This window comes from Mesorhizobium sp. BR1-1-4 (assembly GCF_020165375.1).
GTDB classification, from domain to species: Bacteria; Pseudomonadota; Alphaproteobacteria; order Rhizobiales; family Rhizobiaceae; genus Mesorhizobium; species Mesorhizobium australicum.
This window is the reverse complement of record NZ_JAIUIB010000006.1, coordinates 236,220-251,144: the sequence shown is the minus strand read 5'-3', so window position 1 is coordinate 251,144 and position 14,925 is coordinate 236,220. Positions and strand designations below refer to the sequence as shown.

12 protein-coding genes are annotated in these 14,925 nt (G+C 63.7%); 3 read left to right on the top strand and 9 right to left on the bottom strand.

The genetic code is table 11. The features are described 5' to 3' along the window. Position 1: 1 nt before the first annotated feature. From LB571_RS15325 to LB571_RS15290, 8 genes are all read right to left on the bottom strand, one after another. A complete protein-coding gene (locus LB571_RS15325) occupies positions 2–1,042 on the bottom strand; it encodes a 2-hydroxyacid dehydrogenase (protein WP_224595619.1) in 1,041 nt (346 codons plus the stop codon). A gap of 10 nt (positions 1,043–1,052) precedes the next feature. Then, complete coding sequence (locus LB571_RS15320; protein ID WP_041163902.1) at positions 1,053–2,606, bottom strand: FGGY-family carbohydrate kinase; 1,554 nt, start codon at positions 2,604–2,606, stop codon at positions 1,053–1,055. After that, the gene (locus LB571_RS15315) at positions 2,606–3,730 is read right to left on the bottom strand and encodes an ABC transporter ATP-binding protein (RefSeq protein WP_224595618.1); all 1,125 of its coding nucleotides are present in this window, start codon (positions 3,728–3,730) and stop codon (positions 2,606–2,608) included. Before LB571_RS15315 ends, LB571_RS15320 begins: the two co-directional genes overlap by 1 nt. Beyond that, positions 3,727–4,845: an ABC transporter ATP-binding protein gene (locus LB571_RS15310; RefSeq protein WP_224523694.1), complete on the bottom strand. Its 1,119-nt coding sequence runs from the start codon at positions 4,843–4,845 to the stop codon at positions 3,727–3,729. The genes LB571_RS15315 and LB571_RS15310 overlap by 4 nt, the downstream gene beginning before the upstream one ends. 2 nt (positions 4,846–4,847) lie before the next feature. Beyond that, positions 4,848–5,705, bottom strand: coding sequence for a carbohydrate ABC transporter permease (locus LB571_RS15305; protein WP_140715182.1), 858 nt, complete (start codon positions 5,703–5,705; stop codon positions 4,848–4,850). Between the two features lie 9 nt (positions 5,706–5,714). Then, complete coding sequence (locus LB571_RS15300) at positions 5,715–6,638, bottom strand: carbohydrate ABC transporter permease (RefSeq protein WP_015318968.1); 924 nt, start codon at positions 6,636–6,638, stop codon at positions 5,715–5,717. Between the two features lie 158 nt (positions 6,639–6,796). After that, positions 6,797–8,242, bottom strand: coding sequence for an ABC transporter substrate-binding protein (locus tag LB571_RS15295; protein ID WP_140715183.1), 1,446 nt, complete (start codon positions 8,240–8,242; stop codon positions 6,797–6,799). Positions 8,243–8,287: 45 nt separating this feature from the next. After that, entirely contained in the window at positions 8,288–9,262 is a 975-nt protein-coding gene (locus LB571_RS15290; RefSeq protein ID WP_015318970.1) for a sugar-binding transcriptional regulator, read from the bottom strand. A 264-nt stretch (positions 9,263–9,526) separates the two neighbouring features. Between LB571_RS15290 and LB571_RS15285 the strand changes: the two genes are divergently transcribed. Further along, positions 9,527–10,252, top strand: a complete 726-nt coding sequence (locus LB571_RS15285) for an MgtC/SapB family protein (protein WP_140617414.1) — start codon at positions 9,527–9,529, stop codon at positions 10,250–10,252. 75 nt (positions 10,253–10,327) lie between these two features. Here LB571_RS15285 and ftsZ read toward each other — a convergent pair whose 3' ends face one another. Further along, positions 10,328–11,365: a cell division protein FtsZ gene (ftsZ, locus tag LB571_RS15280; RefSeq protein ID WP_015318972.1), complete on the bottom strand. Its 1,038-nt coding sequence runs from the start codon at positions 11,363–11,365 to the stop codon at positions 10,328–10,330. A gap of 430 nt (positions 11,366–11,795) precedes the next feature. Here ftsZ and LB571_RS15275 point away from each other — a divergent pair, with 430 nt between their 5' ends. Then, the gene (locus tag LB571_RS15275; protein ID WP_224595617.1) at positions 11,796–13,856 is read left to right on the top strand and encodes a N,N-dimethylformamidase beta subunit family domain-containing protein; all 2,061 of its coding nucleotides are present in this window, start codon (positions 11,796–11,798) and stop codon (positions 13,854–13,856) included. A gap of 184 nt (positions 13,857–14,040) precedes the next feature. Beyond that, a complete protein-coding gene (locus tag LB571_RS15270) occupies positions 14,041–14,739 on the top strand; it encodes a GntR family transcriptional regulator (protein WP_224595615.1) in 699 nt (232 codons plus the stop codon). Positions 14,740–14,925 lie beyond the last annotated feature (186 nt).

Here is a 14,925-nt window from a genome sequence, read left to right as displayed (position 1 = left end):
CTCAGCACGGATTGACCGGAGGCAGGCCGGCCAGGTAGCGGCGCACTTCCTCGGCGGCCTGCTCGGCGGCATAGGTCACGGTGCGCACCGAAGCGCCGGCGATATGCGGCGTCAGCGTCACATTGGGCAGCTGCAGCAAGGGCCAGTCCGACGGCACCGGTTCGACCGCGAAGGTTTCCAGCATGGCGCTGGCGATCTGCCCTGAAACCAGCGCCTCGTAGAGTGCGTCGTAGTCGACCAGCGGGCCACGCGCCGTATTGACGAAGATCACGCCCGGCTTCATCCGCGCGATGGTGTCCTTGGCGATCAGACCGCGTGTCTCCTGCGTCACCCGTGAATGCAGCGTGACCACATCGGAGCGCGACAGGAGGTCGTCGAGCCCAACCAGTTCGACGCCAGCGTTGCGATCCTCGGCGCTCAGTTGCACATAGGGATCGCTGACCAGGACGTGGCAGCCGAAGGCGCGCAGCAGGCGCACCACCTTCGTGCCGATATTGCCGTAGCCGACCACGCCGACGGTCATTTCGCCGAGTTCGCGGCCGGTGCGGTCGGCGCGGTAGAGATCGCCGCGCCATTCCCCCTTGCGCAAGGCCTCGTGGCCGACCCGGATCAGCCGCGTCTCGGCCAGGATGGCGCCGATGGTAAACTCAGCCACGGCAGTGGCGTTGCGGCCGGGCACATTGACCACGGTGATGCCGTGCACCCTGGCCGCTTCCATGTCGATGTTGATCGGGCCGCCGCGCGACACCGCGACCAGCTTGAGCCGCGGCAGGCGCCGCATCATGCCCTCCGACAGGGGCGCAAGCTGGGTGACGAGGATTTCGGCATCGCCGATGAAGTCGACGACCTCGTCGGGATCGCCGAAATATTCCTTGACCCTGTCGAGGCCGAGCGCGGCGTTGCCGAATTCCATCGGCTCGTCGGGCCAGGCCGTCTGCAATGTCCTGATATCGAGGTCGCCACTGGCGACCTTCTCGATTTTGGCGCGAAACACCTCCGGCAGCATGAAGTTGTCGCCAATGATCGCTATTTTCCTCAGCATACTCGACTTCTCAATTTTCCTGCGATGTCGCCATGGCACGCCAGACCGGCCGCAGGGCCTGGTGCGCCAGCATGTAGGACGGGGTCATCCTGTCGTAGATCGCGGCGAGATCCGGGTCGCTCGGCTCGGCCTCGCCGAGCAGCGGCGTCACCCATTCGCCGACGCATTCGTCCATGGAGGCGTATTGGCCGACGCAGACCGCCGCGATCATTGCGGCACCGGCCGCACCGGCCTCCTCGCGCGCGCTGGTGCGCGTGTCGGCACCAATGGCCGCACCCAGGATCTTGCGCAGCGCCGGGCTTCTGGCGGCGCCGCCGGTCAGGCGAATTTCGCGTGGCAGCGGGCCCATGGCGGCGTAGCAATCGCGCGCCGCGAAGGCCAAGCCTTCGAAGACGGCGCGCACCAGATCGGCGTAGCCGTGGCGCGACGAAATGCCGACGAAGCCTGCCCTGGCATTGGCATCGACGAACGGTCCGCGCTCGCCGGCTTCCGACACGTAGGGCTGGTAGAGGAGCGAAGCCGGCTGCGAGGCCGCGATCCAGGCATCGACCAGCGCGATCATCTCGCCATTGCTGCGGGTTATGCCTTGCGAGGCGAGGATGCCGGAAGCGAGGCCAAGCACCCAGTCGATGTTGAGCGTCGCCGCCATGTTGGACTGCATCTGCGCGAAGACGCCCGGCGCCGGCATCGCCATCGTATAGCCGGTCGCCGCTTCGTTGAGCTGCACATCATCAGGGGTCTCGGCCAGCCGCATGTGCATGCCGGTGGAACCGATGATCGAGCAGCCGGGCTTGCGCTCGCGGTCGAGGAGGCCGGCGCCGAGCGCGGTGCAGACGACGTCGACATAACCGAGCACGACGGGTGTGCCGGCAAGCATGCCGGTGACTTCGGCGGCGGCCGGCGACAGTCCGGCGCTGTGGCTCGTGCCGTCGACGATCGGCGGCAGCAGGTGCCTGAGATCGGCGACGCCGAGGACGTCGAGCACGTCCCCACTGTAGTCACGGGTGCGGAAGTCGCCGAAAGTGAAGGTCCCTTCGGACGGATCGGTGGCGCGTTCGCCGGTCAGCTTGAAATAGAGCCAATCCTTGCAGTGGAACGCGGTCGCCGCCTTGCCGAGCATTTCGGGCATGGTGCGCTTCATGAAGGCGAACTGCGAGCCTTGCTGGCAGGCGGCAAGACCGCTGCCGGTCTTCTCGAAGCGCAGCCGGTCATCGGGCCGCGCGCGGATTTCCTCGACGACGCCCGCGGCGCGCGCGTCGAGCCAGAGCCAACCCTTGGCCACCGGCTCGCCCTTGCCGTCGATCAGCCAGGTGCCGTCGCCCTGCCCGGTCACCGCTATGGCGACGGTCCGGCTGGCGAGATCGGGCACCTTGTCGGCAAGCTGGCGCAAGGTGGTGGCGGCATCGGCCCATGTGCGGGCCAGATCCTGTTCGGCGCCGCCGCCCGGCAGCGTCTCATAATGGTTCGGCGTTGCCGCGGCCGCGATCTGGCGGCCCTTCGTGTCAAAAGCGATGGACTTGATGACGGAAGTGCCGGCATCGATGCCTATTAATAGATCGCGCATCACGCGAGCTCCATGCCGTGCGAGATCGCAATGCCGCTCGCCTGGTCGAAGACGTGCAGGTTTTTGGGATCGATGCTGACATTGATGGGCGCGCCGAGGTCGAGCCGGGTGCGGTCATGCTCCACCAGGACCAGCGAGCCGCCGGCGAAGTCGGCGGCGATGTGGGTCTGGTCGCCGAGCCATTGGTTGGCCGAGACCCTGGCCGGAACTCCTTCCTTCGAACGCCGGACCGCGTAGGGCCTGATGCCGATGACCACCCGCTCGCGGCTGAGCAGCTGGTCGCGAACCGGAGCGCTGAAGGCGTCCTTGTCGTAGTCGAGCGACAGACCGTCGGGCAGCCTGAGACTGATGCGGCCGGCGGTCGTGCCGACAAAGGCCTCGAAGACGTTCATCGGCGGCTCGCCGACGAAGGTGCCGGTGAACAGGTTGGCCGGGCGCTCCTTGATCCGGTCCGGCGTGTCGAACTGCTGCAGCACGCCGCCCTCCATCACCGCGATGCGGTCGGCCAGCGCATTCGCCTCGGTCTGGTCGTGGGTGACCAGGATCGCGGTCAGGCCACGCTCCTTGATGAAGTGCTTGATACGGCCGCGCAACACGGCGCGAAGCTGCGGCTCGAGCTGGCCCATCGGCTCGTCCAGCAGATGCAGGTCGGCTTCCCGGATCAGCGCCCGGCCAAGGCTGGCGCGCTGCTGCTGGCCACCCGAAATGGAGCTAGGATAGCGCTCCAATATGTCCTCGATCTCCAGCAGCTTTGCGATGCTGGCGACCTTGGCGTCGACCTCGCTCCTGGGCAGCCTTGCGGCCTTGAGCGCAAAGGCCATGTTCTCGCGCACGGTGAGCGGCGGATAGAGCGAATAGCCCTCGAAGGCCATTGCCACATTGCGTTTGACCGGCGGCAAGGTGTGTACCTTGCGGCCGGCGACCGCGATCGCGCCACGCGACACCTCCTCGAACCCGGCAACCATGCGCAAGGTCGAAGTCTTGCCGCAGCCCGACGAGCCGAGCAGCGCCACGATCTCACCCTTGCCGATCTCCATCGTCAGGTTCTTGACGGCGTGAACGCCCCTGTCGATCGGGCCATAGAATTTGTCGACGCCTGATATGGTGAGCGCGCTCGGGCTCATGCCGCTTCTCCGTTGCGCAGTTTGACGACATTCCTGGCGCCGATGCGCTCGCCACTCGCCCGATCGAACAGCAGGGCGCTCTTGCCGTCGACGGCGATATGCGCCTTGCCTTCGCTGCGCCCCGGCGTTCCGGCCGGGCGCGAGACCAGGATTTCACGGCCGCGCACGGTGCGCACCAGGGTGACGATCTTTTCGTTGAGCGGCGTCTCCGCCTCGACCGTTACCGGAATGGCGCCGGGTTCGTTTTCGCCAACGAAATGCAGGGCCTCGGGTCTCAGCCCGATGATGCAGTCGCGGCCGATGGCGGCCTCCGGAGCATCGGCGAGATGGACCTGTACGTTGGACAGGCCGACATAGACCCCCCGGGCATCGCGCCCGGGCTTGACGTCGAGCAGGTTGATGGTCGGATCGCCGAACAGCCGCGCGATCTCGACGTTGGCCGGCTCACGATAGATCTGCTCGGGCGTGCCAAGCTGCCTGATGACGCCTTGCGACATCACCGCGATGCGGTCGCCGAGCGCCATGGCTTCCTTGTAGTCCTGGGTAACGTAAACGACGGTGGCGCCGCGATCGGCGAGCAGCCGCGGCAGTTCGAGCCGCATCTCGAAACGCAGCTTGGCGTCGACATTGCGCAAGGGATCGTCGAGCAGAAGCAGCGGCGGCGAACCGACCAAAGCGCGGGCAAGGGCCGTGCGCTGCTTCTGGCCGTTGGAGAGCGCGCGCGGCTTGTGGGAAAGCACATGGCCGATCTTCAACAATTTGGCGACGCTCTCGACACCGGCCTTGATCGCGCTCTGCGACGAGCGCTTGGCCGCCAGCGGCGTCGCGATATTGTCGAAAGCGCTCATATGCGGAAACAGCGCGAAATTCTGGAACGCCATGCCGACGCCGCGGAATTCCGCGTCGACATCGGTCATGTCCTCGCCGCCGATGAGGATCTTGCCTTCGTCCGGATCGATTACGCCGGCGACCAGCCGCAACAGCACAGTCTTGCCGGCGCCCGAGGGACCAAACAGCACCAGCGTTTCGCCATCGGCGACGGTCAGCGACAGATTGTCGAGGACGGTCTGGCTCTTGTAGCGCTTGACGACGTTTCTGAGTTCGAGGCTGGCCATTTCTATCCTTTCACCGCGCCGAGCGACAGGCCCTCGACCAGATAGCGCTGTGCGTAAAGGGCGAGCGCCAGCGTCGGCGTGATCGACAAGACTATGGCCGCCGAAATCTGGCCGTACTGGATGCCCGATGAAGTGATGAAGGCCAACGCGCCGACCGTCACCGGCTGCTTGTCGGCCGAAGCCAACACCAGCGCGAAAACGAAATTGTTCCAGGCGAAGATGAAGGCAAGCAGGCCGGCCGCCGCGATGCCAGGGCCGGCGAGCGGCAGCGCGATCTTGCGGAAGGTGGCGAACCAGGAATGGCCGCCGATGCGGTAGGCATATTCGATGTCGGCCGGAATATCCTCGAAATAGCCGCGCACGATCCACAGGATCAGCGGCAGGCAGATCAACTGGTAGACCCAGATCAGCCCGATATAGGTGTTGGCCAGGCCGAGCTTCTGGAAATAGAGGGTCAGCGGCAGCAGCACCAGAAGTGCCGGCGCGAACTTGAACGACAGCAGCGTGAAGGCGATGTCTTCCGAACCGCGAAATTTGTGGCGCGCGAAGGCGTAGGCCGCCGGCACGCCGAGCAGCAGTGAAACCGCCACCGAGGTCACCGACAGGAATACCGAGTTCCAGAGGTTGCGCATGAAGGCGATGTCGAGCGTGCCGGCGGCCGTCATCAGCTTGCCGGTGATCAACGCCGTGTAGTTGGCGAGCGTCGGTTCGAAGATGAGCTGCGGCGGGATGCGCAGAATGGTCTCGTTGGTCTGGAACGACATCATGAAGATCCACAGGATCGGGAACATGAAGAAGATCACGACCAGCGTCAGTGCCGCGCCGCGCAGGATGCGTTCGAAAAGCGAGGTATGTTCCATCGCCGCCTCCTATGCCTGGCCGCGGGCGCGTTCGCGCAGCCTGAGCCAGTTCTTGATGAAGATGTTGGAGAGGAAATAGGTGATCGCCCACAGGATGATCATCAGCGCCGCCGAGCGGCCGACATTGGTCGACTGGAAGAAGTTGAGATAGGCCTCGACCTGGAACACGGTCAGTGTGTCGCCCGGCCCGCCCTGTGTCATGGCGTAGATGATGTCGAACTGCTGGATGGAATCGAGCAGGCGAAACAAGGTCGCCGTCAGGATGTAGGGCGTCAGCATCGGCAAGGTGATGCGGAAGAAGACGAAGCTCCTCGGCACGCCGTCGAGCGCGGCGGCCTCGAAGGGCTGCGTCGGCAGGCTGCGCAGGCCGGCAAGCAGCAGGATCATGATGAAGGGCGTGTAGACCCAGATGTCGACCAGCACGACGGTGAACAGCGCCGTCGACGGTGACGACGCCCAGCGAAAATCCTGCAGCCCGATGAGGCTGGCGAGATAGCTCAGCACGCCGAAGCCCGGATTGGTCATCAGCTTCCACATCAGTGCTGCCAGCGCGGGCGCCGTCATCAGCGGCATCAACAGCATGATCGAGATGAAGTTGTTGAGCGTCGAGCGCTTCTGCAGCAGCAGCGCGATGGCGAGACCGAGAAGCAGTTCCAGCACGACCGTGGTGCCGGCATAGAGCAGCGACACTTTCAACGTATTCCAGAATTTCGGGTCGGTGAAGAAGGAGATGTAGTTGTCGCCCCAGTTGAACTGGCGCGCCCAAGGCTGGCTCAGACGATAGCGTTGGAACGAGTAAACGACCGACGTCAGGAACGGGATCAGGATGCCTATGCAGACCAGCAAGGCCGGCAGGCTGAGCACATAGGGCAGCACCCGCTTGCTGATCCTGAAGCCGGATGGCTTGAGCCTTTGCGATACCACCGCAGTCATCGAGCTGCTCCGTTGTTGCTGTCGCTTCGCCCTGCCGGCCGCCCAAGGGAGCAAGGCGGCCGGTGGGGCGAAATGGCGGTCACCTTTCGGCACCGCATCGCAAACATGAAAGATGTGGCGAGGGCCGAACCGCCAAGCAGGCCGGCCCTCGTTGCGACTTAACCGAGGCCGGCTTCCTTGAGCTGGCCGTTGATGCTCTCGGCGAGCTTGTCGAGGCCCTCGTCGATCGGCACTTCCTTGGACACCATCTTCTGCAGCGTCGCCGCCCATTCGGTGGTGAGATCGAAGAACAACGGCTGCGCCGTGAACTTGATCGAGGCGCCGGGTGCCGAGGCGTCGAACATCTCGACATAGCCCGGATAGCTCTTGTTCAGCTTCTCGCGGAAGACCTCATCTTTCCAGACCGACTGGCGGACTGGGTTGACAAAATCCATCTTGGTGGCGCCGAACAGCGCATGCTCAGGTCCGGAGGCCCATTGCATGAAGTACCATGTGGCGTCCTTGTCCTTGGAGAAGTTGGACATCGACAGCGACCAGATCCAGATGTTCGGCGTTGGTGCCTTGGCCTCCGGATTCGCCTTGAAGGCGGCGAAGGCAAGCTTGCCGGCCATCTTGTTGTCGCCACCATTCATGAAGTAGCCAAGGATATCGGCGTCGAAGATCATCGCCGAGGCGCCGGCGCCCAGATCGGTGCCGACCTGGTACCAGGTGTAGGTCGACCAGTCCTTCGGGCCGCTCTCCTGGATCATCTGCACCCACTGCTTGTGGAAAGCCTTGGACTGGGCGGTGTTCATGGCGGCCGACAATTTACCGTCGGCCGACACGTTCAGGTCCTTCTGATCGAAATTGGCGTAGGCCGACAGGAACCCCGGGTGTATGGTCGCCCAGGAGCGCGAGCCGCGCACACCAATGCCGTAGACGCCGCCGCCGACATCCTTGGTGAGCTTGGCGGCAGCGGCCACCATCTCGTCCATATTGCCGGGAACCTTGACGCCCGCCTTGTCGAACATCGCCTTGTTGTAGGTGATGTTGTTCTGCTCGAACCCCCACGGAATGCACCACTGCTTGGCGTCTTCCGATCCCAAAGCTCCGCCCGGCTTGCCGTTCCAGGCGCAGGAATTCTTGACGCCTGGCAGGAAGTCGTCCCAAGCATAGTTCGGGTTGGTCTTGGCCGGATCCTTGATCCATTCGTTGAGGTCGGTGATCCAGCCGGCTGGGCCATAGGTCCAGGTCATGTACGCGCCGGTCATGAAGGCATCATATTCGGGCGAGCTCGCCGACAATGCGGCCGTCACCTTGTCGAAATAGACGTCTTCGGGGAATACGTCGTAGACGACGTTCATGCCGGTCAGCTTCTTGAAGTTCTCAAGATTGGCGATCATGGCGTCGGCATAGGGATGCTTGTTGAGCAAGAGCTTGATGGTCTTGCCCTTATGCGCCTGCCAGTCGAAGTCCGCGGCAAGCGCGCGGGTCTGGCCGAGGTTCAGCAGCGTGCCGGCGGTGCCGGCGGCGAGACCCATGGCACCCAGGCCCTTGATCAGTCCACGACGGTCGACTTGTCCGCGCAGGAAGGCATCTATCAGGTCTTTCTCTTTCTCATGCATTTCGTCTTCTCCTCCACAGGGTAGTTTCAACTGGACTGTTGCCGGCTACCCGACCGGCGTCTCTTCCACGAGCGATCGCGCCGTGCGCTCGTCCGTTATCAGGCCCTTGAGATAGCGCCCCTCCAGCACCGACTTGATTGCGCGAACCTTAATCCTGCCGCCGGCGACGGCGACAATCCGGCGGCTGGCGATATCCTCGCGCGCCAGTGCCAGCGCCCGGTTGGAAACGGTCGTCGCCACTGCCTTGCCGGCCTCGTCAAAGAAATGGCCGAGCAATTCGCCGACACCGCCATTGCGACGGATCTCCTCCATCTCGCCCTTCTCGATCATGCCGGTGGCGACAAGCGAAGCCTCGCGTTCGGCGGTGCCGATGCCCGCAAACAACAGGTCGGCGGATCTGGCGAGATCGAAGACCTCGCTGATGCCCTTCTGGCCCAGCAGCACGATGCGGTCCTCCGCCGTGTTGGCGAACATCGGCACCGGCATCACATAGGCTTCGGCACCGGTGCGTTCGGCGAGACGGTGGATGACATCATGCGGGTTGGCCGAGAATTTCCGCGTCAGGCCACCAAGCAGCGAGACGAAACGGATGCGGTCGGTGGTGGTGCGTGGCAGATATTCCACGCAGGCCGCGAGCGTGCGGCCATGGCCGACGCCGATCAGCGCCTGCTCGCCGCGCTCGATCTCGCGCTTGAGGAACTGCGCGCCGGCGATGCCGAGCGCCTTGAGCGGCAGATCCTCGGAATCGAAATCCGGAACCACCTCGCAATAGTCGAGGCCGTAGCGGCGGGACAATTCGTCCTCGAGCTCGACGCATTCCGACACTTCGCCGTCGATATAGACCTTCACCAGGCCTTCCTGGTTGGCCTTGGTGATGAGGCGGTGCGCCTTGAGGCTGGTCAGCCCCAGCCGCTTGGCGACCTCGGACTGGGTCAGGCCGCCGGCGTAATGAAGCCACGCGGCCCGCGCCGCCATGCTGGCATCATCGTCCCGCAAAAGGCCGTTTCCAAAACCAACCACGTTTCCATCCCGGTGATATTTTTATCAGTTGCTGCAAAATTTTTCACACGGATCGGACGAAGTCAAGCGCCACCTTCAAATTGCATGGCGTTTGGTCGGCTGCCGCGCGACGGTTCGCCGGGAACCTCAGGAAGGCAAAAAGGTTCTTACATCGACAGCCCGAGGTCGCGACGTACCGGCCAGCCGCAAGCAACGTCGTCAGCGAGGGCGCCGAAATCCTGAGAAAAATGGAGGGCGGAGCACCAGCGCTGCCCTGACAGGGCGATGTTCGAGCCGCTTTGCTGCGATATGCCACTTCATCCGACATGGCCCGATCTTGTCGCCCGGTTGCTGCTTGCGCTGCTGGCTGGTTTCCTCATCGGCCTGAACAGGGAAGCGCGCGGCCACACCGCCGGGCTTCGCACGACCATCCTGGTCGCCCTGGCGGCCGCTGTGGCCATGATCCAGGCCAACATACTGCTTGATACCACGGGCAAGGGAATGGACTTCTTCGCCAGCATGGACGTGCTGCGTCTGCCGCTTGGCGTGCTGACCGGCGTCGGCTTCATCGGCGGCGGCGCCATCCTTCGGCGCGGCGATCTCGTGACTGGAATCACCACCGCGGCCACCATGTGGATCATGACGATGATCGGACTTGCCGTTGGCGGCGGCCAGTTTGGTCTTGCGGCAATTGCGACCGTGCTGACGCTACTGACACTTCAGGTGTTGAAATGGGTCGACCTCAAGTTGCCGCGCGATCACCATGCGATCCTGTCGGTTTCCTGGGCAAAAGAATCCCCACCTGACCTTCCGGAGATGGTGCGGCCGCTCGGCTACGGCGCGCGCCTTGCCAAGATCGAGCATGATCCCAGCCGCGACCGCTTCGTGTACTCGTTCAATCTCGAATGGAGACAGTCCGACGCCGCCGAACCCTCGACGGAAATCCTGGCGCTGGTCGCGCGCGAATGCGAGATCGAGCGATTCGAGTTCATCGGCGAGAAGGCGTCCTGAAGAGCAATTTTTCCGCCCCGGGGACGCGGCAGATACCGCGGGTCGCCTGCCCGGGAGGTCAATCGAAGAGAAAGGTTACTGCAAGGTCCGTGCGGCGGACGGCACGGAATGGCCATGTGCCATGCCGGCATCGGCATCACCCTCGCTGAGCGAACGATCGAGGCCCGTCGCCACCACCGAGACCCTGAAGCGGCCTTCCATGCTCTTGTCGAAGATGGCGCCGACGATGATGTCGGCGTCCTCATAGACCTCTTCACGGATGCGCGTAGCCGCCTCGTCGACCTCGAACAGGGTCATGTCCCGGCCGCCCGAAATCGACACCAGCACGCCCTTGGCGCCCTTCATCGACATTTCGTCGAGCAGCGGATTGGCGATCGCGGCTTCCGCCGCCTTCATCGCCCGGCCGTCGCCCGAAGCCTCGCCGGTTCCCATCATGGCGCGGCCCATGCCGCGCATCACCGATTTGACGTCGGCGAAGTCGAGATTGATCAGGCCTTCCTTGACGATGAGGTCGGTGATGCAGCTGACGCCGGAATAAAGCACCCTGTCGGCGATGACGAAGGCATCGGCAAAAGTGGTCTTGGCATCGGCGATCCGGAACAGGTTCTGGTTGGGGATCACGATGACGGTGTCGGCGGCCTCGCGCAGCCGCTCGATGCCTTCTTCGGCCATCTGCATGCGGCGCCTGCCCTCGAAGGTGAACGGCTTGGTGACGACGCCGACCGTCAGGATGCCGGCCTTGCGCGCCGCCTGTGCGATGATCGGGGCCGCACCGGTTCCGGTGCCGCCGCCCATGCCGGCAGTGACGAAACACATGTGGGTGCCGGCCAGATGATCCATGATCTCGTCGAGCGATTCTTCGGCCGCGGCACGGCCGATCTCGGGCAACGAGCCGGCGCCAAGGCCTTCCGTGACATGCGCGCCAAGCTGGATCAGCCGCGTCGCCTTCGACATGGTCAGCGCCTGGGCATCGGTGTTGGCGGCAATGAACTCGGTTCCCTGAAGCTGTTCCACGATCATGTTGTTGATCGCGTTGCCGCCACCGCCGCCGACGCCGATCACGGTGATCTTGGGTCTCATCTCGGAGATTTCCGGCTTCTTGAACTCGGCCATGCCTGCTTCTCCTTCGCCAATTGCGCGCGCTTCACGACCCACAAGCAGACTGCCCGCAAGACATTGCAATCGAGCGGCATGACGCGAATCAGTCCGTTCGGATGGGTACCCCAAAAAGCCAGAGAGCGGCCGGACGTGCAAGTGCGTGGAGGTCAAGTTTTGTGATGAAGAAGCCGACCTGCGAGAACGACTGTCCGGTTTCGGGCGATCGCTATAATGTCGTCGTGGATCAGGCACCAAGCGGATGCCTTTGCCGATGGCCATCGATGGCTGAGCGAGATTCTACGAACTTCATCGGCAAGCAAGGCCGAGGGGGATATACGCCCTCCAGGCCCAAAGGTATGAAAGAATTGTCCAGTTTGCCACCAATGAGAGTGCGACAGCCGGGGAGAGTGCGACAGCCGGGATCGCGACGCGGATTTTTGCGGCGATGAAACGCCCCGTCGACCACGGCGCCATGGCCGTCTCAGGCTATACCGTTCCCTGGCATACAGCGGCCGGAACACCAGTCGCCCTTCATGTCTCGTCATCGCGGCCGGTACGCGACGTGCACGTCGTGCGGCTCGACACGCAAGCGGCCGAGCCGATGGGCTGGCGCGTCGAGCCGACGGGAAATGCCGTGTCCCACCGCGATTTCGATCACGGATCCTTCCTCAGGGTTTCGGCGGCGGAACTTGCCAAGGCCACCGAGATCGAAGGCGTCGCCTTCGAAGTATACTTGACCCGCAACGATGGCGCCCGCGTGCTGTTCGAGAGCGGAAACCTGCGCCTCGGCTTGCGGGACGGGCGGCTGATATCAGGCGACGACGGCAACTCGCCCGATAGCGGCGTGGTCTTGCCGGCAAACACCTGGCTCAAGATCGAGATTTCGTCGAACGACGGCACGACCGTGCTGCGGATAGACGCGGACGATCTCCTGTCGCCGTTTCGCCTGGATCGTCGATTCGACCTGCCGTGGCGGCTCCTGCCCGGCGACATGGTCTTCGGCACCAGCACGGCAAACGATGTCAGGTCGCTTAACGCGAAATTCTCGGCGATCTCCCTGCAAACCGCGGCCGGCCGTATCGCCTGGACGTTTCCAACCCTACTGCCGAGCGGCCCGCTCGCCTCGACAGGCACCGATCGCGTCCTCTTCCTGGAGACGATCAACCAGCCCGCCTTCTGCATGACCTCGCGCCGCTGGGACGGGTCGAGTTTCGACCCCCGGCTGGTGCCGTCGCATTACGACGCCGTGCATTGCCATGACGACGACATGGGGGCGTTGCAGTGGCCGGCCTCATACCAATTGCAGGTTCCCGCCGAGGCGCCGGCCGGGGTCTATGCCTTCGAGGTCGGTCACGATGAAGGATCGGAGCGTATCGTCTTCTTCATCACTTCGTCGGAGCGCCGGGCGCCGTTGTTGTTCCTGGTGCCGACGGCCACCTATCTCGCTTACGCGGACGAATTCCTGCCGGCGCATCTCTACGAATGGATGTGCGAGGATCGCGGCCATCGCTTCGCGATCGATAACAATCTGAAGTCGCTCTACGACTATCACAGCGACCTCAGCGGCGTGTCGATCTGTTCCACCAGGAAGCCCAAGGCGACGCTGCGCGACGACTACAAGTATCCGCTCTGCGGCTGCCCGCACAATCTGCCGGTCGACCTGCATTTTCTACGCTTCTGCCACAACAATGATATCGCCTTCGATCTCATCACCGACCGCGACCTGCACGAACTGGGTCTTGCCGGCCTGCAGGAGTATCAGGCGGTCATCACCGGCAGCCATCCCGAATACATGTCGGTCGAGATGGAGCATGCGCTGCGCCAATTCGCGGCGGCGGGCGGCAGCATCGCCTATCTCGGCGGCAATGGCTTTGCCGGCAAGGTGGCGTTCCAGGACGATCTGATGGAATTGCGCCGCTCGCCGCTCGAGGCGGGCCGGACCTGGGACGGCCCCATCGCCGAACAGTCACTGTCGATTACCAACCAGCCGGGAGGCTACCTGCGCGCCAGCGGGGGCGGCGAGTTCTCGCTGACCGGCGTCGCCATCTCGCTGATGGGTTTCGATGGCGCGAGGCCTTTCACGCGTACGCCGGAAAGCCGTCGGCCCTCGGCCGCGTGGTTGTTCGACGGCGTCACCAGCGAGATCTTCGGCGACGAGGGCATCGTGCTTGGAGGCGCCGCCGGCTACGAGGTCGATGCCACCGACCCGCATCTGGGCACATCCGCCGACACCATGGTCATTGCCCGCGCGACCGGATTCCCGGACAGCTTCGTCCATGACGCGACGCGCTGGTACGAAGGAGGTGACAGAGAGCGCGACGGGCGCCGCTGCGCGGAGATGACGCTGCGCCATCTGCCCTCGGGCGGCCTGATCTTCTGCGCGAGTTCGGTCGCCTGGTGCGGCGCCTTGCCCGCGGGCGATGCCATGAACGACGTCGGCCGGATCACCAGGAATTTGCTGACGCATCTGGCGTTGGAAAAGAGCGGGCCGGCCCCGGATCGATAGCCGGAAAAGAAGGCAGCCCGCCGCACCGCGCCGGCTCCAGCGGTTGGCTTGCCGCGCAACGATCGAAGCGTCTATCATGCCCGATCAATCGGCGGCCAGGGTGTTCCCACCGTGCCGAGCCTAAGCTTGTCCGCGGCGCGCGTCGTCAGGTCATTTTCAGAACGGATGAAGGTGCGCCCCGCCAATGGCCGGCAGAACACATTTCGGTTTGACCGCCGTCGACACCGTGCCCTTGCACGAGAAGGTCTATCTGGAGCTTGTGCGAGCCCTGATGTCGGGCCAATTCCTGCCCGGCCAGAAGCTGACCTCGCGCAAGCTCGCTAGGGAACTCGGCACCAGCGACATGCCGGTGCGCAGTGCCTTCATGCGGCTGCAGGCATTGCGGGCACTGAGCCCGATGCCGAATGGCAGCGTCGAGGTGCCGGTGATCTCGGCCGAGCGGTTCTCGCAATTGACCGCCGTGCGCACACTGCTCGAAGGCCCGGCGACCGAGCTTGCGACGAAACTGATCAACGGCAACAATCTGCGGGCGATCCGACGCCATTGCACAGAACTGACCCTGACGGCCCGCAAAGGCGATATCGGCGACTATCTCAGGAAGAACCACGATTTTAAGTTCTCGATCTATCGCCATTGCGGCAACGAGCAGATGATCTTCCTGATCGAGACAGTGTGGATGCAGGTCGGCCCGTTTCTCAGAAACCTCGCCGTGGGGTTCGAGGACGACCTCTCCTCCATCCTGGATATCGACTATCACGAGGAAGTCGTTGCCGCGATCGAGGCGCATGACGGTGCGCGAGCGCGGGCGGCCATCGTTCGCGACATCGACGAAGGTGCTGCCCACATCCTGCGGCAGGTCAGGTTCCCGGAAGCGAGGAGCTAAACCGGTGTCTCCTGCACTCCAGATGCCACTTGGCTTTCCCTTGCCTTGTCGCTATGTTGCGATCGCAGATCGCGCAATTGGTTCCTGAAATGCCTCCCGACATACCGGCTAATAACTTGAAAAAATGAAGGAAACTTTTCCGACCGATGTCGGAGATGCCTTCAAGAACTCATCAGCTGCTTTGTC